Below are 21,375 nucleotides of genomic sequence, written 5' to 3'. Positions count from 1 at the left end.
TATAGGCAATAGGTGTTAGGGAAATCTAAAATCTTATATGTATCAATTATTAAACAAAATAAACAGCCCAAATGACCTGAAGAAACTCCAGCCAGAAGAACTGCCTGCCCTTGCTGATGAATTAAGGCAGGAGATAATCCGTGTTGTTTCATTCACAGGCGGGCACCTTGCATCCAGTCTTGGTGCGGTTGAACTTACAATAGCACTCCACTATGTCTTTAATACACCTAAGGATAAGATTGTGTGGGATGTAGGGCATCAGGCATACAGCCATAAAATCCTGACCGGGAGACGGGATACCTTTGAGACACTTCGTCAGTTTGGTGGTATAAGCGGTTTTCCAAGACCATCGGAAAGCGAATATGATACATTTATTGCAGGACATTCATCCACGTCCATATCTGCCGGACTTGGCATGGCATGCGCTAGGGATATAAAGAACGAAACTTACAAGGTCATTTCTGTCATAGGCGACGGTTCAATGACAGCAGGCATGGCATTTGAAGGATTGAATCAGGCAGGTCATCTTAAAAAGGATATGATAGTTATCTTAAATGATAATGAGTTCTCTATATCGGAAAATGTGGGGGCACTTTCAGCGTTTTTGAGCAGAAAACTTACAGGGAGATTTGCAACAAAACTTAAGAAAGAGGTGGAATCGTTTTTTGAATATATACCGAAGATAGGCAAAGGTTTGGTGCATCTTGCAAAAAGGGCAGAGGATTCTTTGATTACATTTTTAACACCCGGTATGCTCTTTGAAGGAATGGGATTTCATTACATAGGTCCTATTGACGGGCATGACATCAGCCAGATTATTTCTACATTAAATGACGCAAGGGATTTAAAGGGTCCTATACTTATCCATGTACTGACAAAAAAAGGCAAAGGTTATCTGCCTGCAGAGAAGCAGCCGTCAATATTCCATGGTGTGGGTGCATTTGACATACCTACAGGTGAATTAAAAAAATCTAAAGATGCAGTCCCCACATATACAGAGGTGTTTGCCGAGACCCTTATAGAACTGGCTGAAGACAATCCAAAGATTATCGCAATCACAGCAGCAATGCCTGAGGGGACAGGGCTTGATAGATTTGCCAAACAGTTTCCTGACAGGTTTTTTGATGTTGGCATTGCAGAGCAGCATGCAGTGACATTTGCAGCAGGGCTTGCAAAACTTGGATTTATACCAGTTGTGGCAGTCTATTCAACATTCTTGCAGAGGGCTTACGACCAGATTGTTCACGATGTCTGTCTCCAAAATCTTCCTGTTGTATTTGCTTTGGACAGGGCAGGTATTGTTGGCGCTGACGGACCAACACATCACGGGGTATTTGATATTTCGTATCTTCGTCATATTCCAAATATTGTAATGATGGCGCCAAAGGATGAGTTGGAACTCAAAGCCCTCTTAAAAACAGCAGTTGATTGCAGACGACCTGCTGCAATACGTTATCCAAGAGGTAAGGGGCATAGCAAAGGGACTATATTGGATACAATGCCTATCCATGTTGGTGAGTCTGAAATTTTGATGCAAGGTGCTGACATTGCCATAATTGCAATAGGCACAGCAGTCTATACATCACTTGATGCTGCAAAGAGGTTAGGAGGGCATGGCATTAGGGCAACTGTTGTTAATGCAAGGTTTGTCAAGCCTATTGATGAAAATCTTATAATATCCATTGCAAAGAATACAGGAAGGATTTTGACTGTAGAGGAAAATGCCATACAGGGTGGTTTTGGCAGTGCAGTTATTGAACTTCTTTCAAAAGAAGGTGTTAACTGCCTTATCAAGCAAATAGGGATACCTGATGAGTTTGTAGAACACGGCTCGCAGGAGGAACTGAGGAGGATTTTGGGTATTGACAGTGAAGGCATAGAAAAGGCAATAAGGGAATTCATGGCTTGCAATTGATGAATCATAAGAAGCGGTTAGACATACTCATTGTTGAAAAGGGCTTTGCAGGGAGTAGAGAGCGGGCAAAGGCAGTAATAATGGCAGGCAGTGTCATTGTAAACGGAATCAGAATAGACAAGCCGGGCAAAGAGGTTGATGAGGATGCAGTTGTTAGTATTAAAGAGGATTTGCCTTATGTCAGCAGGGGTGGAATAAAACTTGAGGGGGCATTAAAACAGTTTGATATAGATGTTCATGGACTGGAGGTCATGGATGTTGGGGCATCAACAGGAGGCTTTACTGATTGTCTATTAAAGATGGGTGCCAAAGATATATTTGCAGTGGATGTTGGTAAGGGTTTAATTGACTGGAAAATAAGGAATGATAAAAGGGTAAAGGTTATAGAGGGCAGGAATATAAGGTATCTTGAATTTGACGATGTTGGCATATTGTTAGACATGGCTGTAATAGATGTATCGTTTATATCTCTACAAAAGGTGATTCCAAAGGTTATGGGTTTTGTAAAAGAGGGCGGCAGTATTCTGGCTCTTATAAAGCCGCAGTTTGAGGTTGGGAAGGGTATGGTTGGCAAAGGCGGTATTGTCAGAGATATTAAAATGCATCAAACTGTAATAGATGGGATTAGGGCATTTGCAATATCCATTGGTCTTGATGTAAAAGGTGTTTGTGAGTCGCCAATATCAGGCGCAAAAGGTAACAGGGAATTCTGGATATATCTTAAGAAAAATCTTGCCTTTAGATAAAAACTTTAGTATGCCCATGAGGAAGGGATAAAGAATATGACAATTATTAAATGTATACCTATAACTGCTTTACTACTGCTCGCATCCTGCATCCAGCCGCTGGCAAAAAATAAATCTGATATATCAAATCTTGCCTCTCGTGATAAGACCATTCCGATTTCTCAATCCGAGGTATTATCTGCATCAGAACCTTTGTCTAATCCAAAATCTCAGAATGAGCAGCCTCACTCACAACTAGAATTGTTAAATGATAATGTTATCCATGTGATGGGGTCAAGTGTAGAACAGGAGGCATATTATCATTTTGCAGCTGCCCAGTTTATGGCAAATAGCAATGATATTGATGGTGCAATAGAGCAGTACAAGAAGGTAGTAGAACTTGACCCTGACTCACCTATTTTACATACTGACATGGCAGCACTATATCTTAGAAAGAATAATCATATTAGTGCAATAATTGAACTGGAAAAGGCTGTTAAACTTGACCCTGACTATGTGTCTGCACACATCCTGCTTGGAAGCATTTATAGTGTTACCCGTGAAGATGAAAAGGCTATATCATCATATAAGGCTATTATTCGTCTTGACCCAAGCAATCAAAGGGCATATATATTTCTCGGCACCTTATATGCAGATCTAAAAAAATATGATGAGGCAGTATCTGTTTTAAACGACCTTTTAAAGATTAATCCAGAATCCCTTATGGCATATTATTATCTCGGGAGGATAGCAGCAGAAAGGTCAAGACATGCTGATGCTGAATACAACTATCTTAAGGCACTTGAAATAAACCCCGATTTTGAAGGTGCTGTAGTAGAACTTGGTATGGTCTATGAACTTCAAAAAAATATAGATAAGGCAGTGCAGATGTATCAAAAGGCGCTTGAAGTGCAGCCGCAGAATGCTGTTTTGAGAAGCAGGGTGGCACAGATTCTGATACAGCAGAATAAACTTGATGAGGCGCTAATTCAATACAAGGAACTGGAAAAGTTTCCTTCAAACAGGATTGATGCAATGGTAAAGATAGGGCTCATATATCTTGAGCAGAAACAATATGACAATGCCATCATTGAGTTTAACCTCATCTTGACTTCAAACCCCAAACTGCCGCGGGTAAGGTATTATCTGGCAACTGCCTATGAGGAAAAGGGAGAGATTGAAAAGGCACGGGAAGAATTTGAGAAGATACCTTCTGAAGGCGAAACATATATGGAGGCAAAGATTCACCTTGCATTTATATATCAGAGGCAGGGTAAGATTGAAGATGCAGTAAGTGCATTAAAGGACGTCATTAAGGTAAAGAGTGCTGATATTGAACTGTACAGGCTCCTTGCCTCTGTTTATAAAAGTGCCGGCCGTTTACATGAGGCTGTCTCTGCAATTCAAAAGGCAGTAGAGATAGAGCCTAATAATGCTGAACTCCATTTTATACTGGGTGTGATATATGATGATATGAAGATGGGTGATAAGGTTGTGGAAGAAATGAAGACAGTGATTAGACTGAATCCGCAGCATGCAGAGGCGCTTAATTATCTGGGTTATAGTTATGCAGAAAAAGGGATAAACATTGACGAGGCACTTGATTTAATAAAAAAGGCACTTGCAATAAAACCTGACAGCGGACACATAATAGATAGTCTTGGATGGGTGTATTATAAAAAGGGTGATATAGACAGGGCAATAGCAGAACTTGAAAAGGCTGTGAAACTTATGCCCAATGACCCTGTTGTTGCAGAGCACCTTGGTGATGCATATCTTAAGAAAGGCGTGAAGAAAAAGGCACTGGAATCTTATGAAAAGGCGTTTAAATCAGACCCCCAAAAGACAGAACTAAAGGATAAGATAGAAGGCATAAAAAAGGAATTGAAGATTAAGTAATGAAGCAGGGGTGCGGGAGACGGGAGAGAGGGGTCAGGAGAGAGAGGGTTTTATTCTGTATGCTGTATTCTGTATTCTGTATTCTGTTTTTTACAGGCTGTGCTGTAAAGCAAAAGGTTTCCTCTTCAGATCCCCAGTTAGATAGTCTTCAGATATTTTCCCGTGTCAGGGAACTAAAACCAATCAATACATTTAAGGGGGTTGGCAGTCTGGAGATAATATCAGGCGGACTTTTGCACACGAGCAGGGTAGTGATTGCTGCAAAATCCCCCCATTCCTTCAGGATAGAGTTTTTAAATCCCTTAAATCAACCATCAGCAGTAATTGTAAATAATGGTCAGGGGTATCAATTTTATTATTCGGGGAAGATATATAAAGGCACTGCCTTGCCAGGCTACTTTCCATTGCAAGACCTAAAGTATATCCCCCTTTATATCATTGGCTGGTCAGTTAGATGCTGTTATCATAAGACTCCTGTATTATGATGAGGGTGCATACCACAAGGTGTGGTTTAATCCTAAAGAGTATACCATTATCAGAAGAGAGGTCTATAACAGGGATAATAACAGTATTGTTACAATTTTTTTTGATGATTATATAGAAATTAACGGCACTAGATTTCCAATGTTTGTAGATGTAAAAACCGACCGAATGCATCTGAATATCAGATACACAAAGGTTGAAGTTAATGGAAATGTCGATGATGAACTATTCTCTTTAAGCGAAATTCAGGAATAATGCCTTACATAGCGTCCTTATTTATTTGTATCTTTGCCTTTGTTCTTGTATCGGTTAACCATTTGCCAAATGTCTCTTGTTTTTTCCGTCCTATAAGTCGGTTTTTTATATCTTCCTTTTTTGCCTCAAACCCTTTTGCATCTGCCTCAACCACTTCTTTTAATTTCAATACATAAGTATTGCCGTGAGATGAAACTGGTTTTGAATAATATGGGGCATTGTTTGTGAGTTCAAACAAATCAGGTGCAGCATTTACTATAATCTTAGGGATAATCCCGTCTTCAAGACCAAACATGCCGGTCTCGTCAGTTTTATAACCATCTTTTTGTGCCTTTTTTACAAAGTCTTCCTTGCCTAAAGTAATCTCTCTTAGAAATTCTTGAGCCTTCGTCTTTGCCTTTTCCACTGCCTTTTGTTTAATGAGGATATTCTTTATATCAGGCAATGCCTCTTCTAATGTTAAGAAGCGGCTCTCCTGTTTGTCAACAATCCTGACTATATAATAACCATCCTTTCCATCAAGGACATGGCTTGTTTCACCCTTTTTCAAAGAAAAGATAGTCTTGTTTATATAGTCATTCATGGCAATCTCTTCACCTCTGTCACCAGGGGAGAAGTAGTTTGTTTGTTTAAGCCTGACCCCCTTTGAAGCAGATGCATCCTTTAAATCCTTTCCACTGTCAATATCTTTACGAATATCTTCTGCCAGCCCCTTTGCCTTTTCTATAGCATGACTGGTTTTGAGGAGTTCGGTTACCTCTCTTCTCACCTCATTAAAGGGCTTAAGTCCTGCCTCTTGAATATCTTCTGCCTTGATTATATGGAAGCCGAATTCTGTTTCTATTATACCGCTCACCTCACCTTTTTTAAGTGCAAATGCAGCGTCCTCAAAGGATTTTACCATCATGCCTGACTTAAAATATCCCAAGTCACCGCCGTTCTTTGCAGAACCGGGGTCATTGGAATATTTCTTGGCAAGTTCTCCAAAGTTTTCACCTTTTTTAATAAGACTAAGCACATCTTCCGCCTTCTTTTTTGCAGCATCTTTTCCGTCCTGCAGCCTAAAAAGGATATGCCTTGCCCTGACTTCCTTGTGCCTTTCAAATGCCTTTATGTTCTTCTCATAATATGACTGGACATCATCTTCTGAAACCTTTATTTTAGGCTTAATGTCTGATACGAAGGAGGCAATATAATCTATCTTAATCCTATCAGGCATCTTGAAATTATCCTTGTTTTTTTCAAAGTATGACTTTATCTCATCATCTGTAATGGCCGCCCCTTTTTCAAATGGCGAACTGTTTATGATTGCATACTGAAGGTTTATCCTTTTATTTTCCTTTTTGAATTCTGCCATTAGTTCGCTGTCGCTCATATCTATGCTGCCCACAATCTTTTGCTGAACTCTTTCTATCATCATCTCTTCTTCAATTGCCTTTTCAAACTCGCCGGGCTGCATCCTCATACCCGACAGTATCTTAAAATAAATCTCTTTATCAAATATGCCATTTTTCTGAAACGCAGGTATTGTCTGAATTGTCTTTTGCAGTTCCTCTTTTTTTATCTTTATGTTCTGTTTCTGTGCCTCTTCTAATAGAATTGCCCTGTTAATAAGCCCCTCAATGGTCATCTGTTTCAGATTGAGTTTTTCAAGAATTTCGTCAGATATTTCACCCTGTATGCTCTTTTTATAATAATCAATCTGTCTCTGGTATGCCTTTGTAAATTCCTGTGCAGATATAACCTTGCTGTTTACCCTTGCAACTACGCCGCTTTTGTCTATCCTGAAATTTCCGACGCCCCAGAAGATAAATACCGCTATAATGGCTGAAAATATAATCCATACCACTATAGATCTTTTTTTCTTTCTCATAAACTTGAGCATTAGTCCCTCCTCTTATTCATTGACACATTGTTAAGACTATATATAATGTTATGGATGTTGTCAATATGTTAAGTGCATGATGTATAATAATAAGATAGAAAAAATAGTTATAAGGGTTCCAAACTGGATTGGCGATGCAGTTTTGTGTGAGCCGTCTATTAAGGTAGTCAGAAACAACCTTCCCCATGCAGATATAACAGTCCTTGCGAGACCATGGGTTGCACCATTGTTCTTCAATAATCCATCAGTGGACAGATGTATGGAATATGACTGCGATGGGTCCCATAAAGGGTTCTTAGGAAAAATTAAACTAATCAAAAGATTGAAAAAAGAGGGATATGACCTTGCGATACTCTTTCAGAATGCCTTTGACGCTGCATTTATTACATTTACGGCTGGAATACCTGAAAGATGGGGATATTCAACTGATGCAAGGGGATTTCTGCTTACAAAATCTGTAAAGGTCAGGGGAGATATAAAAAAGTGTCATCAGGTCTTTTATTATATGAACCTGCTGGAAGAGATTGGTTTAAATATTGACAAAGATTTAAAGCCAAAACTGTATCTTTCAGACGAAGATGTAATGTGGGCAAAGACATTTTTAGAGGAAAATGGTATAGTTTCTGACAGGATTATTGGTGTAAACCCCGGGTCAAGTTATGGGAAGGCGAAAAGATGGTTTCCTGAAAGGTTTGCAGAAATTGCGGAAAGATTGATTAAAGAATGTGATGCACAGGTTATTATATTCGGTTCAAAAGGGGATGAAAACATTTGCAAAGAGGTTATTCAAAAACTCAAAACTCAAAACTCAAAACTCAAAACTAATGTGATAAACCTCTGCGGAAAAACAAGTCTTCGTCAGTTCATATCAATTATTAAGAGGTGTGATCTTTTCATTACAAATGACAGCGGGCCAATGCACATATCAGCGAGCCTTGGTGTTCCAACAGCAGCAATATTTGGTTCAACTGAGCCTAAACTTACTGCACCCATAGGCAACAGGGTTTTGGTTCTTAAGGAGGATATTGAGTGCAGTCCGTGTTTTGACAGGCAGTGCAGGTTCGGACATTATAAGTGTATGGGGGATGTTACCGTTGATGATGTTTATGATGCTGCCGCAGGTTTTTTAACTCCTAACTCTAAACTCCTAACTCTAAACTCTTTTGCAGTCTTCCTTGACCGGGACGGTACCATCAACGAGGATTCAGGCTATATTGATTCGCCTGATAGGCTGGTAATTATTGATGGCGCACCATCTGCTATAAAGAAACTAAATTCAGAGGGTTTTAAGGTTGTTGTAATCAGCAACCAGTCAGGTGTTGGAAGGGGATATTTTTCAAAGGAAATTGCTGATTCTATAAATAAAAAACTTGAGGATACTCTCAAGCAGGAAGATGTGCATCTTGACGGTATATATTACTGTCCCCATCATCCTGATGATAACTGTAAGTGCAGAAAACCAAGAACAGGACTTTTAGAAATAGCAGGAGAGGAATTGGGTATAGATATTAGTAAATCCTATGTTGTGGGTGATAAGGTTTCTGATATTGAACTGGCGCTAAATGCTGGTTGTAAAGGTGTGCTTGTTCTAACAGGCTTTGGTAAAGAACATAAAAAGATAATTAAAACAAAACCATCTTATATTGCAAATGATTTAAAGGATGCGGTGGAGTGGATAATAAAAGACCGTGATGCGTGTGCGTGATGCGTTATACGTATTTTCATGCATCACGACTTTCTTTCCGCATCACGTATAACGCGCACGAATAACGGTATTTACTATGAAAATACTAATCATAAAACTTTCCTCAATCGGTGATGTTATTCATACGCTCCCGTCACTTTGTGCAATCAGACGCATGTATTCTGACGCAGTTATTGACTGGCTTGTTGAGGAAGATGCCGCAGGGATTATCATAGGACATAATCTGCTAAACGACTGTATAGTTGTAAGACGGAAAAAGTGGCTTAAGAAACCATTATCTAATGATACATGGAGAGATATATCGCGTGTTATAAAGACCTTGAAGAATACGAATTACGATATTGTAATAGATTTTCAGGGGCTGATAAAGAGCGGCATATGGGCATTACTATCAAAAGGTAAAAAGAGGATGGGGTTCAGACGGAGGAGAGAGTTAAGCAGTATTTTCTTAAATGAGGCGCTGCCGCCTTATAACCCTGACCTGCACGCTGTTGACAGGTATCTGCAACTTGCAGAACATATTGGAGTAGATGTTCTTCCTGTTGAATTCCCATTGTCCATAAAACAGGACGAAAAGCAAAAGGCCCTGTCTATCATCAAGGAAAATGGGATATTGGAAGGACAGCCCTTTATTCTGGTAAACCCGATAGCGAGATGGGAGACCAAACTATGGGGAAATGAAAGGTTTGCCTCTCTCTGCAATCTGATAACAGATAAATTTGATATGAGGGTGGTCTTAACAGGTTCAGGCTTAATAGTTAGCGAAATAGATAAGATTATTGCAATGACAAATAGAAAGACAATAAATCTTACCGGCAAAACTGGTTTGAAGGAACTGATGGCAGTAATAAATTATTCAAAACTTATGATAACAGTTGATTCAGGCCCAATGCATATTGCTGCTGCCATTGGCAAACCTGTTATAGCACTCTTTGGTCCTACCGCGCCATGGAGGACAGGACCATACGGTAGCGGACATACAATTATCAGGAAAGACCTTCCGTGCAGTCCGTGTTTTTTAAGAAGGTGCAGGGATGTAAGATGCATGAAAGAGATTAAGGTAGAGGATGTGATGACAGCAGTGGAAAGGCAGTTAAATGCAGTGGCAGGTAGCGAAAGGGAAATCACTTGTTAGACACTATACTGAAATGGGACACAGCATTATTTTATCTCCTGAACGGGGTTTTAATAAATCCCTTCCTTGATGCTGTAATGCCTTTTATTACTAATAAGACAAATTTTTTATGGCTCATCATAATCAGTTGGTTTGCAATATTCATGCTGACAGGGAGTAAGGGCAAAAGGATTGCACTTGTAATTTTATTGGTGATACTGATAAGCGACCAGACAGCAGGACTAATGAAACATATTTTCCATCGTCCAAGACCATGTACTGTCCTTACTGATATAAGGCTTCTTGTTGGGTGCGGTGCTTCATATTCATTCCCGTCAAACCATGCAGCAAATATCTTTGCAGTAATGACATACCTTTCATATCATTATCGCAGGTTATCTCCTATATTTTTAATTATTGCGTTTCTTGTTGCGTACTCACGGATATATGTTGGTGTGCATTATCCAATGGATGTGTTAGGCGGGATTTTTTTAGGATTGATAATAAGTAGTGTCATAATAATTACAGAGAGATGGATTATTGCGAGATGGAGGGATAAAACCAGTTGCAATACAGAAAATATTTCATAATCTATTTAACCTCTATCACAATTTTTCGCCTTATCTATATATGGCTGGGTCCCCTTGACCTTTCGCCTGATGAGGCACACTACTGGGAATGGTCAAGAAGGCTTGATTTAAGTTACTACAGCAAGGGTCCTGTGATTGCCTACCTGATAGCCTTTTTTACAGCAATTGGCGGTAATAATGAGTTTTCTGTCAGGCTCGGAGCGGTCTTAATCTCTATATTTGTAAGCCTCCTTTTGTTTGTTTTGACAAGGGATATATTTAAAAGCGAGAGGGCAGGATTTTATGCTGCTATTCTGCCTGCATTAACCCCGCTTTATTCAGCAGGTGCAGTTCTTATGACAATAGATGCGCCGTTTATACTTTTCTGGGGTCTGGCAGTGTATGTGTTTAGAAGGGGAGTGATGGAACAGCGGTCAGAAAATTCTTATCACGCATCACGCATCACGCATCACGGCATTTACTGGTATCTTCTCGGCATTATCATTGGACTTGGACTTTTAACAAAGTATACAATGGCACTTATATATCCGTGTATCTTTTTGTTTCTATTGCTTTCAAAGACAGATAGATTCTGGTTAAAAAGAAAAGAGCCTTATGTTGCCCTTATCCTTAGTATTGTTGTATTCAGTCCTGTTATTATCTGGAATATTCAGCATGACTGGGTTACTGTAAGGCATACCTTAGGGCAGGCACACATATCAGATGGTTTGAAGATTTCTTTAAAGGATTTTGCAGGGTTTGTTGGTTCGCAATTTGGTGTAATAACCCCTTTTATATTTATCGGGTTATGTTATGGCATCTGGAAGATGGGGGGCAAGGGTTTTAAAAATGGTGATAGGGATGCCCTTCTCCTTTTTTTAATGTCTGCACCAATTCTTTTCTTTTTCCTTTCAAAGAGTATTCATGCAAAGGTTCAGGCAAACTGGGCAGCGCCTGCATATTTTACAGCATTCATTGCTGCAGGCGGTGTTATAGAGTCAAGAGTCAAGAGTCAAGAGTCAAGAGTCTGGCTTCGTATTTTCCTGGCCATTGCACTGATAACAGGAGGCATTATAACAATTATTGCCCATGATACCAGAGTCCTTAATATAGTAAATATAAACAATGACCCTGCAAACAGACTGGTTGGTTGGGAGGAACTTGGTAGAAAGGTTGGAGTTGTATATAATGAGATGCATAAAGACGGTGATGTATTCATATTCAGCGACAGTTATCAGATTGCAAGTGAACTTGCATTTTATGTGGATGGCAATCCTGTCACTTACAATGTGAACCTCGGCAGAAGGATGAACCAATATGACATCTGGCAGGATTTTGATACCAATAAAGGTAAAAATGCGGTATATGTTAAAAATGGCGATGCAGGACTTGACCAAAGGATTTCTGCAGTTTTTTTAAGTTGTGAAAAAGAACCGCTGATTAGAATTTATAGAGGTAGTAAGGCAAGAGAGTTCAGTATATTCAAGTGCTATGGATTTAATGGCATTAAGAATACTGAAAGCGGCAAGTGGTAAGGAGGATTTGTTTGGATAAGGTCTCTATAGTAATCCCTGTTTATAATGAAGAAGAAAACATATCACTTCTTTATCAATCCATTAAAAAGGTAATGGATTCTCTCAAGATGGATTATGAGACTATCTTTGTGGATGACGGCTCAATAGACAACAGTTTTTCTATCCTTGAAGATATGCAGAGGGGAGATGAGAGGGTTGTTGTTATAAGTTTCAGGAGAAACTTCGGACAGACCGCAGCAATGGCGGCAGGTTTTGATTATGCAGGAGGCGATATTATCATTACAATGGATGCGGACATGCAGAACGACCCTGAAGATATTCCAAAACTTATTGATGCAATCAAAGATGCAGACATAGTCAGCGGATGGCGGAAGAATAGAAAGGATAGATTCCTTACACGTAGACTCCCTTCAATGTTTGCAAATTGGCTTATATCAAGGGTTACAGGGGTCTATCTGCATGACTACGGCTGCACATTAAAGGCATACAGGAAGGAGGTTATTAAAAACATAAAACTCTACGGAGATATGCACAGGTTTATACCTGCTGTTGCAAGTTGGTTTGGCGTCAGGATAAAAGAGGTAGAAACAAAGCACCATCCAAGGAGATTCGGAAAATCAAAATACGGCATATCAAGGACTATTCGGGTGATTCTTGACCTTCTGACTGTAAAGTTTCTGCAGAGTTTTTCAACCCGCCCAATCCATGCATTCGGTCCTGCAGGGCTTGTATTTGGAGTTTTAGGGTTTTTGATTTCATTATATCTGGCAGTCCAGAAGATTGTTTTTGGTTATGATATTGGTGGCAGACCGCTGCTTCTTTTAGGGATATTACTTATAATTTTAGGTGTGCAGTTTATTATTATGGGGCTTCTTGGTGAGATGCTGGCAAGGGTATATCATGAATCACAAAGTAAGCCGATATACGTTGTCAAAAGGGTTATAAGATAGCAGCAAAATTATGGATATTAAAAAATATATATATCTGATACTTAAGATATCAGTTAGCGCCATGCTGATTATGTTCTTGGTCAGAAAGGCGGATGCAAATAGTGTAATGGCGGTTTTGTACTCTATGAACCTTATGATATTTGCATTCAGTATTATCTTGTATGCGCTTATTCAGGTTATCTCTGCATACCGCTGGTCCCTGTTTCTACCAAAGGCAGGGATTGACATGCCTTTCCAAAAACTGGTTTCACTTTATTATATAGGCATGTTTTTCAATATATTCCTTCCAACAGCAATAGGCGGGGATGTTGTAAAGACATACTATCTTTATAAGATTTCAGGCAGAGGAGGGAATTCCCTTGCATCTGTATTTCTGGACAGGTTTACTGGTTTTTTCGCCCTTGTGATTATTGCCTCTGTTTCACTTATCTTCGGGTATAGTTATGTTAAAGACACATATGCCCCTGTTTTTATAATAACCCTTGCAATAGTGTTTTTTCTGTCATGTCTTGTTTTGTGGAATAAAAACATTCATAATATTGCCCTTGCCATAACAAGCAAGATAAGGCTCTTTGCTATAAATGAAAAGATTGAATCCATCTATCGGGCTGTGATGGTCTATAAGGACGAACCGCTGATTTTGCTGCGGGCAATTACTATATCGTTCATTATACAGATGATAGGTATTGCAATATCCTTTCTAATATCAAAAGGTATTGGTATGAGTGTGTCTCTTGGATACTTTTACCTTTTTGTTCCCATTGCAGTAACTATTTCAATGCTCCCTATTTCAGTGTCAGGACTTGGTTTAAGGGAAGGGGCATTCGTTTATCTCTTTACAAAGGTTGGGGCAACAGACGCGCAGGCATTAAGCGTCTCACTTGCTGTTTTTTTAATAATGGTCTTGCTTGGTCTGGGAGGGGGTATTGAATATATAAGGCATGGAAGTGTAAAAGACACAGTCAAATGACTTCTGGCTGAAGACTTTTGACTATATTTATTGGAGGTGTACAATGGCAATTGATAAGGAACTTCTGGACATACTTGCATGTCCGAAATGCAAGGGAGATATAAAACTTACAGAAAAAGGGGACGGACTTATCTGCGACACATGCAGACTCATGTATCCTATAAAGGATGATATTCCGGTGATGCTGATAGATGAGGCAGTAAAGATATGACGGCTTAGTAAAAAACTTAGTTGCTGCGTTGTTGCTGCAACTGCTGCGCTCAAAAAAACAAGTATGAAAAATCAATTTTAAAAATGCCCAAAAATAGACATTTTACGGAAATGGTTTGCTATAGACTTACTCCGATGACTTTACAAATCTGTAGCCCGTTATAATATCGTCCTTGACTATTATCTCCAGAGTTGTATATGTGGTTGGCGCATTCTTTTCATCTACTATAAAACCCTGAACATAGACCTTAACCTTTTTCTCTACATATTTATAAATAAACTCTTCACTCCCGTCATCCTTTTTATTTACCATTGAAGGACTGCCGAATATCTCTAGCATTGCCTTTCTGGTTGTCGCACCCGGTTTGATGCTCTCAACCATATATTTGTCTATCCTTGTCCCTTCTGTCCTTTTTTCAATTGTTGCACAACCCGATAGTGCGATGAAAAGGATAATGAGCACTGCATAGTTTTTTTTCATTTTAATTAACCCTCCTATGTTAAAGAGATTATTACTGCCTTAAAGCTAATTTATTATTACCACATTCACAACTATTGTGCAAGTTTCCCCAAAAATCAATGTCTAAATAGAAATATCTAAACAAGCAATGAAAAAGTAAAACTATTTCGTTTTAATTTTAAATTTTCTATTTAGATATTTCTATTGAAATGTCTCTTCCTTTTCTTTGTGTCATAGTTAAATTTTCATGCCCCTTTGTGAGCCAAGGCTCGTGTGGGTTTCACCTGTTTATTGTACTCCATTTGCAGGAGTCTTGTTATTTTTCCCGGTCTTTCCCTACCTATGCTCTTTTTATTCAGCCTTATCAAAGGAACTACTTCAATGATTGAATTTGTAATAAATGCCTCATCAGATTTTATTACATCCAATGTCTTAATAGTGGTCTCTTTAACCCGTATACCCATGTTTTCAGATATATCTATTATAAATCCCCTTGTTATCCCTGTCAGGATTCCAGATTTTATAGGAGGGGTCTTTATTATACCATCCTTAACAATAAATACATTTGAAGTTGTGCCCTCAAGAACCTCTCTATCAGGACTTAAGAATATTGCCTCATCTGCCCCATTAGCCATTGCCTTCATAGAGCCTATAACATTATCCAAAAAGTTTAACGATTTAACTAAAGATATTTTGGAATATGCCCTGGAAAAATCAACTGTTATTGCCCCTATACCTGCCTTCTGTTTTTTTTGTATATTTGATGCAATAGGTTTTGCAACAATTATCATTGTAGGTTTGATGTTATTTCTCGGCATTAAACCGCCGTAGTCAACACCTCTGGTTAGTGTTATCCTGATGTAACTGTCCTCATCATGCAGATTATTTAATTCAAGGAGTTGCTGTATTATATTCTGGCAAACATTTGTCTTTAGAATAGAGGCATGTATTAAGGGTATCCTCAAAACCTTTGCCCCGAGAGAGAGTCTTTTAAGGTGCTGTTCAAGGGCAAAAACCCTTCCTTTGTATGCCCGTATGGTCTCAAACAGACCATCGCCATAAAGGATACCCCTGTCAAATATACTCACATTAGCCTTTGAGGCAGGGACAAAAGAGTTATTTAAAAAAACAATAAACCTTTCCATTTCTCTATTTCTCATCTGTCTCAAATCCCGATTTAGAAAACCAAATCGGGTCTGTCTCTGCCAATTTCTTTTTTATTTCTTCTGCCAACTGCCCTGTTATACCATTTATCTTTATTATCTCTTCTACGGCAGCAGTTCTTATCCTGTCAATACTGCCAAAGTATAGAAGCAGGTCCTTCGCCTTTTTTTTACCAATCCCTCTAATGGTTTCCAGAATTGAACCTATCTGTTTTTTCCGCAGTTTTTTGTGATATTTTATTGCAAATCTGTGAACCTCATCCCTTATCATCCTTAAAAACAGGGTAGTGGATGAGCCCTGCTTCAAGATTACAGGGTCTTTAGCATTTGGAAGATATGCCTTCTCTGCTGCTGTCTTTTCTCTATCCTTTGCAAGGGCAATGCAATCAATATCTTTTAAGCCAAGTTTGTCAAGGACATTTTTACAAATGTTTAATTGCCCCTTCCCGCCGTCCATAACTATAAGGTTAGGGAGAGGGAGTTTTACTTCATCTTTTTTATATCTTCTGGATAATACCTCTTCCATCATAGCATAGTCATTTGGCTCATCCATGCACCTTATTCTGAAGAGCCTGTAATCTTCTTTGCATGCCTTACCTTTTTTGAATGATACCATTGCACCAACTGCAAGTTTACCGCTTAAATTGGATATATCAAACGCCTCAATCCTTTCAGGGATATTTTTTAATCTGAACCTGTCCTTAATGGTTTTTAACACAGATTCCTCTGCAATTACCTCTGCCCTTTGCCGTTTATCCAGAGATTCAATGGCATTTGTCTCTGCCATCTTTAGAAGATTAAGGTTGTCCCCCTTTTTAGGCACAATAATCTTTATCTTTTTACCCTTCTTGTCTTCAAGCCAGTCCCTGATTGATTGGGATTCGGTCGGGGCAGTAGATAAAATTATCCTATCAGGTATATACCTGTCCATGCTGTAATATTGTGTAATAAAAGATGAAACTACTTCATCCACAGGCAGGACAGTATCCTTGAAAATATATTCTGAACTATTATACACCCTGCCTTCTCTTACATTAAAGACACCTATGAGTATATCCCTGTCTTTTCTGGCAACACCAAAGGTATCTGCGTCAATTGGTCTGTTTAGGGCTGCCCTCTGTTTCTCCAGTGTTGCCAGAACAGCCATTATCTGGTCCCTTAATACCGCTGCCCTTTCAAATTCACATCTAATAGATGCCTCTTTCATTTGCCGCCTCAGCGATTCTATGAGTTCCTTGTTTCTGCCTTCCAAAAACATGACAATACCATTGACTGCGTTTCTGTAATCTTTTTCTGCTGCAATACCTGTACACGGGGCAAGACATCTTTTAATCTGATAATCTATGCATGGTCTTTTTCTGGAAGACATTACAGCGTCTGAACAGGTGCGGATTGGAAAGATTTTTCTTAACAGCCGCAGGGTAACTCTAACCTTGCTGGCAGAGGTATAAGGTCCAAAATACTTGTCCCCGCAGGCATTAAGCGGGGAACGGCTGCTGTCTTTTTTTATCTGCCGAGTTACAATAATCCTCGGGAACTTATCCTGAACAGTAATCTTAATGCTGGCATAGGTCTTGTCATCTTTTAATCTTATATTATAGCGGGGTTTATATTTTTTAAGAAGATTATCTTCAAGGATTATAGCCTCTTTCTCATTTGCAGTAACAATATATTCAATATCTGCAGCCTTTGATATAAGGAATTTTACAATATATCTATTGTCAGATGTCTCACGAAAATACGAACCAACCCTTGCCCTAATGTTTTTTGCCTTGCCAATATACAATACCTTGCCTTCCTTATCCTTCATAAGGTAGACACCTGATTTTACAGGAAGGTCTTTTGCTTTATCCCTTATCAGCATATCCTGTAATACCTCACATACTGCGCTGCGTTGCCTTGTCAAAAGTTCCTGTCCCCAAAAATCAATGTCTATTTTTGGGTGTCAAAATTCCCTTGCAAATTTTATAATTTGCTGTTAGCATCAACCCTCATTTTAAGAGAGGAGGGAGTATAACTATGGCAATGGTCTGCGAGATATGCGGCAAGGGTCCTGTCTTTGGACATAATGTAAGCCACGCTAACAATAAGACAAGGAAGCGATGGAACCCTAACCTGCAAACTATAAAGGTTTTGCATAATGGCAAGGGTAAAAGGATGCGAGTATGCACCAGATGCGTTAGGTCTGGTAATATCCAAAAGGCAGCCTGAAAATACAGTGAGCAGTGAGCTGTTAGCGGTAAGCAGTTTAAAACAGTTCACTGCTTACTGCTCACTGTTTACTGCTATCACATCTATCTCTACATCCACCCCTTTTGGCAGTTTACTTACCTCAATAGTTGCCCTTGCTGGATAAGGCTCTTTAAAAAACTCCCCATATACACTATTCATCTCAGAAAATCTGTTTATATCTGTAATGTAAACTGTTGTCTTTACAACATCTCCCAGAGATGAATTGCCTGCGTTCAGGATTGCCTCAATATTCCTTAATACAAGCCTTGTCTGTTCAGCAATGGTACCCTTAAAAACCTCTCCGCTTTCATGGTCAATAGGGATCTGTCCTGATAAAAATATGAAACCATTGGCAATTACTCCCTGAGAATATGGTCCTATTGCCGCTGGTGCATTGTCTGTCCTTATTATTTTCTTCATAATATCTCTGATGGGTTCACAAAGGGGAATAATAACGGGCGCTGTTTATAGACCCTTTGACCCTCTGCCTCTATGATATTACCCTTTGAACCTTTATAACCTTTTTTATCTGCTGTAAAGACTTTATTACATTATTGAGATGTTCAAGGTCATTTACCTGAATCTCAAATGTGCAAATTGCCTTTTTATCCGGTGTTGTATTTACATCTGCACTAGATATATTTGCCTCTTTTTCTGCTATTACAGCACTCATATCAGCAAGCACACCTTTTGTATCATGACACACTACGGTTATCCTTGCAGGACGGGATACATTGGGACCCTTTCCCCAATCTGCCTCAATCCGTCGTTCAGGGTCTGTATCCATGACATTTGGACAGAGCCGTGCATGTATTGTAACACCTCTGCCTCTGCTTACAAAACCAATAATCTTATCGCCCGGAAGTGGATTGCAGCACTTTGCAAATCTTATCATAACATTATCTATACCCTTTATAATTATACCATCTCCTGATGCAGGTTTTCTGATTCTTTGTAAAACCTTTTTGAATTTTGAAATGCCTTTTTCAGTTTCGGGTTTCAATCTCTCGGACGGCAGTATCTTTCCAAGAATCTGGATTGCGGAAATCTTTCCATAACCAATACCTGCAAGGAGACCATTTGCATCATTCATATTAAAGTGAGTCTTTGCAGTATCTTCCAGTGTTCCATCCTTCAGCATCCTGTTAATGTCCAGTTCATATTTCTTAAATTCCTTTTCACACATCTCCTTCCCAAGTGCAATACTCTTTCCCCTTTCTTCTATCTTTATCCACTGTCTTATATTGGTTTTTGCCTTTGATGTTACAACAAACTTTAGCCAGTCTTTGCTTGGGTTATGATTAGAAGATGTAATAATCTCTACCACATCGCCATTTTTCAGTGTAGATTTAAGAGGTACAAGTCTGCCGTTTACCTTTGCAGCACTACACCTATGCCCGATGTCAGTGTGGACGCTGTATGCAAAATCAACAGGGGTTGCGTCTTTTGGGAATTCTTTAACATCACCCTTAGGCGTGAACACAAAAACCTCATCCTGAAACAGATCAACCCTTACTGTTTCCATAAATTCTGCAGGGTCTTTTAATTCCTTCTGCCATTCCATTAACTGTCTTAACCATGCAAACCTCTTATCATCCTTGTCAGGGATAGACCTCCCCTCTTTGTATCTCCAGTGGGCTGCTATACCGTATTCTGCTATCTTATGCATCTCATGGGTGCGTATCTGAATCTCTATCCTGTCACCGCGGGGTCCTACCACAGTTGTATGAAGAGATTGGTACATATTGGGTTTTGGGATTGCTATAAAATCCTTAATCCTTCCCGGGACAGGTTTCCATAAATTGTGGATTATCCCAAGGGCATGATAACATTCAGTTATTGAACCAACAACAATCCTGAACGCAATAATATCAAATATATGCTCAATATCCACCCCATCATTTTCCATTTTTCTTAAGATGCTGTAGGTGTGCTTTTGTCTGCCTGTTATATCTGCTTCCAGCCCATGCCCTTTAATGGTCTTTTCAAGTATATCTATTACCTCTTTAATATAGTGTTCTCTCTCTATCTTCCCTTTTGCCAGTTTTGCCTCAATCTCTTTATATTTTTCGGTATTTATGTGCCGAAGGGCAAGGTCTTCCAGTTCAGTTTTTATCCATCCTATTCCCAGTCTATTTGCCAGAGGGGCGTATATATCAAGGGTTTCCTGTGCTATTTTAATCTGCCTGTCAGGAGGTAATGCGTGCAGTGTGCGCATATTATGCAGTCTGTCAGCAAGTTTTATAAGGATTATCCTTATATCCTTTGACATGGCAATAATCATCTTTCTGAAATTTTCTGCCTGTTTTTCCTCTTTACTGTTAAATGTAATCTTGCTTATTTTTGTAACACCATCAACAAGTGCGGCAACCTCTTCGCCAAAGACCTCTTTTATCTTTTCAATGGTTGTATGGGTATCTTCAACAGTGTCATGGAGAAAACCTGTGGCAATAGCCAGAGGGTCCAATTTGAGGTGAGTAAGGACAGAGGCTACCTCTATCGGGTGATCCATATATGGCTCACCAGAAATTCTAACCTGTCCCTGATGTACCTTTGCAGAAAATATATATGCCTTCTTTACGATTTCAAGGTCAGCAGAGGGATTATAAGATGCAATCCTTTCAAGGATATCTTCCGCTCTTTCCATTCTTATAATCTAACCCAATTGAAAGGAATTTGCAACAGGGGGTGGATTTTTAACCCAGAAAATGCATGATGAAAATGCTGTAGGGCAGGGCTTTAGCCCTGCAAAAAAATATTACCTGATTTTTATCTTTTTAGAGGCAATTTCCCTCAGCGCTGTTACAACAAGTTTATTATCCCTTGAATCAATTAAGGGTTTATTCCCCTTGTGTAGCTGCTTTGCCCTCTTTGAAGACATGAGGACAAGGACAAATCTATTCTCTACTTTGCTTAAACAATCTTCAATAGTTACCCTTGCCATTTTATTACCTCCGATTTAATGAAATGATAAAGTTCTTTAACCCGTTCAAACATATGCCCATGTTTGCTTTTTTCTGCAGTAATAATAGATTTAAGTATATCAAAGGCAGTAATGATGTCATCGTTTATAATTGTATAATCATACCATACAGATTCTTTTATTTCTGTCTTTGCATTTTGAATCCGTTTTTCAATGGTTTCTTTGTTATCCTTACCCCTATTCTTTAACCGCTCTTTGCACACCTGCATAGAAGGCGGTAATATGAATATAAAGACCCGGCTTTTCTTCTGACTTCTGTCTTTTACCTGTTTTGCCCCCTGAACATCTATATCCAGAATTACATTATATCCTTTCTTGACTA

The 21,375-nt window shown here is 39.1% G+C and carries 20 protein-coding genes and 1 pseudogene (1 of these 21 running past the window's edge); 13 read left to right on the top strand and 8 right to left on the bottom strand.

From position 1 onward, the window contains the following. Positions 1-37: 37 nt before the first annotated feature. Genes HZC45_01670 through HZC45_01650 form a run of 5 tightly spaced genes read left to right on the top strand, consistent with a single transcriptional unit; the run spans position 38 to position 5,277 of the window. Positions 38-1,915, top strand: a complete 1,878-nt coding sequence (locus HZC45_01670) for a 1-deoxy-D-xylulose-5-phosphate synthase (protein ID MBI5681874.1) — start codon at positions 38-40, stop codon at positions 1,913-1,915. Further along, entirely contained in the window at positions 1,915-2,661 is a 747-nt protein-coding gene (locus HZC45_01665) for a TlyA family RNA methyltransferase (protein MBI5681873.1), read from the top strand. Before HZC45_01670 ends, HZC45_01665 begins: the two co-directional genes overlap by 1 nt. A gap of 36 nt (positions 2,662-2,697) precedes the next feature. Further along, positions 2,698-4,539, top strand: coding sequence for a tetratricopeptide repeat protein (locus tag HZC45_01660; protein MBI5681872.1), 1,842 nt, complete (start codon positions 2,698-2,700; stop codon positions 4,537-4,539). Beyond that, positions 4,539-5,024: a hypothetical protein gene (locus HZC45_01655; protein ID MBI5681871.1), complete on the top strand. Its 486-nt coding sequence runs from the start codon at positions 4,539-4,541 to the stop codon at positions 5,022-5,024. The genes HZC45_01660 and HZC45_01655 overlap by 1 nt, the downstream gene beginning before the upstream one ends. Further along, on the top strand, positions 4,978-5,277 hold the full coding sequence (locus HZC45_01650; protein MBI5681870.1) for a DUF4292 domain-containing protein: 300 nt from the start codon (positions 4,978-4,980) through the stop codon (positions 5,275-5,277). Before HZC45_01655 ends, HZC45_01650 begins: the two co-directional genes overlap by 47 nt. Positions 5,278-5,281: 4 nt before the next feature. On the opposite strand, the gene HZC45_01645 is transcribed toward HZC45_01650, so the two are convergent. Beyond that, positions 5,282-7,162: a SurA N-terminal domain-containing protein gene (locus HZC45_01645; protein ID MBI5681869.1), complete on the bottom strand. Its 1,881-nt coding sequence runs from the start codon at positions 7,160-7,162 to the stop codon at positions 5,282-5,284. Between the two features lie 1,078 nt (positions 7,163-8,240). On the opposite strand from HZC45_01645, the gene gmhB reads away from it, so the two are divergent. The 7 genes from gmhB to HZC45_01610 all read left to right on the top strand — a co-directional run bounded on the left by gmhB (position 8,241) and on the right by HZC45_01610 (position 14,216). Continuing rightward, positions 8,241-8,867, top strand: a complete 627-nt coding sequence (gmhB, locus tag HZC45_01640; protein ID MBI5681868.1) for a D-glycero-beta-D-manno-heptose 1,7-bisphosphate 7-phosphatase — start codon at positions 8,241-8,243, stop codon at positions 8,865-8,867. 76 nt (positions 8,868-8,943) lie between these two features. After that, a complete protein-coding gene (gene waaF, locus HZC45_01635) occupies positions 8,944-10,002 on the top strand; it encodes a lipopolysaccharide heptosyltransferase II (GenBank protein ID MBI5681867.1) in 1,059 nt (352 codons plus the stop codon). Next, on the top strand, positions 9,996-10,571 hold the full coding sequence (locus HZC45_01630; protein ID MBI5681866.1) for a phosphatase PAP2 family protein: 576 nt from the start codon (positions 9,996-9,998) through the stop codon (positions 10,569-10,571). The genes waaF and HZC45_01630 overlap by 7 nt, the downstream gene beginning before the upstream one ends. After that, the gene (locus tag HZC45_01625) at positions 10,547-12,085 is read left to right on the top strand and encodes a glycosyltransferase family 39 protein (GenBank protein MBI5681865.1); all 1,539 of its coding nucleotides are present in this window, start codon (positions 10,547-10,549) and stop codon (positions 12,083-12,085) included. Before HZC45_01630 ends, HZC45_01625 begins: the two co-directional genes overlap by 25 nt. A gap of 11 nt (positions 12,086-12,096) precedes the next feature. Continuing rightward, positions 12,097-13,035, top strand: a complete 939-nt coding sequence (locus HZC45_01620) for a glycosyltransferase family 2 protein (protein MBI5681864.1) — start codon at positions 12,097-12,099, stop codon at positions 13,033-13,035. Positions 13,036-13,045: 10 nt separating this feature from the next. Next, on the top strand, positions 13,046-14,005 hold the full coding sequence (locus HZC45_01615) for a flippase-like domain-containing protein (protein MBI5681863.1): 960 nt from the start codon (positions 13,046-13,048) through the stop codon (positions 14,003-14,005). A 43-nt stretch (positions 14,006-14,048) separates the two neighbouring features. Then, positions 14,049-14,216, top strand: a complete 168-nt coding sequence (locus HZC45_01610) for a Trm112 family protein (GenBank protein ID MBI5681862.1) — start codon at positions 14,049-14,051, stop codon at positions 14,214-14,216. A 126-nt stretch (positions 14,217-14,342) separates the two neighbouring features. Here the strand turns inward: HZC45_01610 and bamE are convergent, their stop codons facing one another. The 3 genes from bamE to uvrC all read right to left on the bottom strand — a co-directional run bounded on the left by bamE (position 14,343) and on the right by uvrC (position 17,744). Then, positions 14,343-14,696, bottom strand: coding sequence for an outer membrane protein assembly factor BamE (gene bamE / locus HZC45_01605; protein ID MBI5681861.1), 354 nt, complete (start codon positions 14,694-14,696; stop codon positions 14,343-14,345). 224 nt (positions 14,697-14,920) lie between these two features. Beyond that, on the bottom strand, positions 14,921-15,835 hold the full coding sequence (locus HZC45_01600; GenBank protein ID MBI5681860.1) for an aminotransferase class IV: 915 nt from the start codon (positions 15,833-15,835) through the stop codon (positions 14,921-14,923). Further along, positions 15,825-17,744 (bottom strand): excinuclease ABC subunit UvrC, encoded by a 1,920-nt coding sequence (uvrC, locus tag HZC45_01595; GenBank protein MBI5681859.1) that lies wholly within the window; start codon positions 17,742-17,744, stop codon positions 15,825-15,827. The genes HZC45_01600 and uvrC overlap by 11 nt, the downstream gene beginning before the upstream one ends. A 113-nt stretch (positions 17,745-17,857) precedes the next feature. Between uvrC and HZC45_01590 the strand changes: the two genes are divergently transcribed. Further along, the gene (locus HZC45_01590; protein ID MBI5681858.1) at positions 17,858-18,049 is read left to right on the top strand and encodes a 50S ribosomal protein L28; all 192 of its coding nucleotides are present in this window, start codon (positions 17,858-17,860) and stop codon (positions 18,047-18,049) included. Between the two features lie 54 nt (positions 18,050-18,103). Here HZC45_01590 and HZC45_01585 read toward each other — a convergent pair whose 3' ends face one another. The 4 genes and pseudogenes from HZC45_01585 to gmk form a co-directional block, all read right to left on the bottom strand. Further along, positions 18,104-18,490 carry a RidA family protein gene (locus tag HZC45_01585; protein MBI5681857.1) on the bottom strand — a complete coding sequence of 129 codons (387 nt, stop codon included), beginning with the start codon at positions 18,488-18,490 and terminating at the stop codon, positions 18,104-18,106. Between the two features lie 70 nt (positions 18,491-18,560). Continuing rightward, positions 18,561-20,717: a bifunctional (p)ppGpp synthetase/guanosine-3',5'-bis(diphosphate) 3'-pyrophosphohydrolase gene (locus tag HZC45_01580; GenBank protein ID MBI5681856.1), complete on the bottom strand. Its 2,157-nt coding sequence runs from the start codon at positions 20,715-20,717 to the stop codon at positions 18,561-18,563. 111 nt (positions 20,718-20,828) lie between these two features. After that, positions 20,829-21,014 carry a DNA-directed RNA polymerase subunit omega gene (locus HZC45_01575; protein ID MBI5681855.1) on the bottom strand — a complete coding sequence of 62 codons (186 nt, stop codon included), beginning with the start codon at positions 21,012-21,014 and terminating at the stop codon, positions 20,829-20,831. Next, a pseudogene (gene gmk, locus HZC45_01570) lies at positions 21,002-21,375 on the bottom strand (guanylate kinase) (it continues 243 nt past the right edge of the window). The gene HZC45_01575 and the pseudogene gmk overlap by 13 nt, the downstream one beginning before the upstream one ends.

This window comes from Deltaproteobacteria bacterium, from assembly GCA_016223005.1.
Taxonomy (GTDB): Bacteria; Desulfobacterota; GWC2-55-46; order UBA9637; family GWC2-42-11; genus JACRPW01.
This window is presented reverse-complemented; position numbering and strand designations above follow the sequence as displayed.

Excerpts from the sequence above, each read along its gene's own strand:
- HZC45_01670 (MBI5681874.1), top strand. The coding sequence starts at position 38 with ATGTATCAATTATTAAACAAAATAAACAGCCCAAATGACCTGAAGAAA.
- HZC45_01665 (MBI5681873.1), top strand. The coding sequence starts at position 1,915 with ATGAATCATAAGAAGCGGTTAGACATACTCATTGTTGAAAAGGGCTTT.
- HZC45_01660 (MBI5681872.1), top strand. The coding sequence starts at position 2,698 with ATGACAATTATTAAATGTATACCTATAACTGCTTTACTACTGCTCGCA.
- HZC45_01655 (MBI5681871.1), top strand. The coding sequence starts at position 4,539 with ATGAAGCAGGGGTGCGGGAGACGGGAGAGAGGGGTCAGGAGAGAGAGG.
- HZC45_01645 (MBI5681869.1), bottom strand. The coding sequence starts at position 7,162 with ATGCTCAAGTTTATGAGAAAGAAAAAAAGATCTATAGTGGTATGGATT.
- gmhB (MBI5681868.1), top strand. The coding sequence starts at position 8,241 with ATGGGGGATGTTACCGTTGATGATGTTTATGATGCTGCCGCAGGTTTT.
- waaF (MBI5681867.1), top strand. The coding sequence starts at position 8,944 with ATGAAAATACTAATCATAAAACTTTCCTCAATCGGTGATGTTATTCAT.
- HZC45_01615 (MBI5681863.1), top strand. The coding sequence starts at position 13,046 with ATGGATATTAAAAAATATATATATCTGATACTTAAGATATCAGTTAGC.
- HZC45_01610 (MBI5681862.1), top strand. The coding sequence starts at position 14,049 with ATGGCAATTGATAAGGAACTTCTGGACATACTTGCATGTCCGAAATGC.
- bamE (MBI5681861.1), bottom strand. The coding sequence starts at position 14,696 with ATGAAAAAAAACTATGCAGTGCTCATTATCCTTTTCATCGCACTATCG.
- HZC45_01600 (MBI5681860.1), bottom strand. The coding sequence starts at position 15,835 with ATGAGAAATAGAGAAATGGAAAGGTTTATTGTTTTTTTAAATAACTCT.
- HZC45_01590 (MBI5681858.1), top strand. The coding sequence starts at position 17,858 with ATGGCAATGGTCTGCGAGATATGCGGCAAGGGTCCTGTCTTTGGACAT.
- HZC45_01585 (MBI5681857.1), bottom strand. The coding sequence starts at position 18,490 with ATGAAGAAAATAATAAGGACAGACAATGCACCAGCGGCAATAGGACCA.
- HZC45_01580 (MBI5681856.1), bottom strand. The coding sequence starts at position 20,717 with ATGGAAAGAGCGGAAGATATCCTTGAAAGGATTGCATCTTATAATCCC.
- HZC45_01575 (MBI5681855.1), bottom strand. The coding sequence starts at position 21,014 with ATGGCAAGGGTAACTATTGAAGATTGTTTAAGCAAAGTAGAGAATAGA.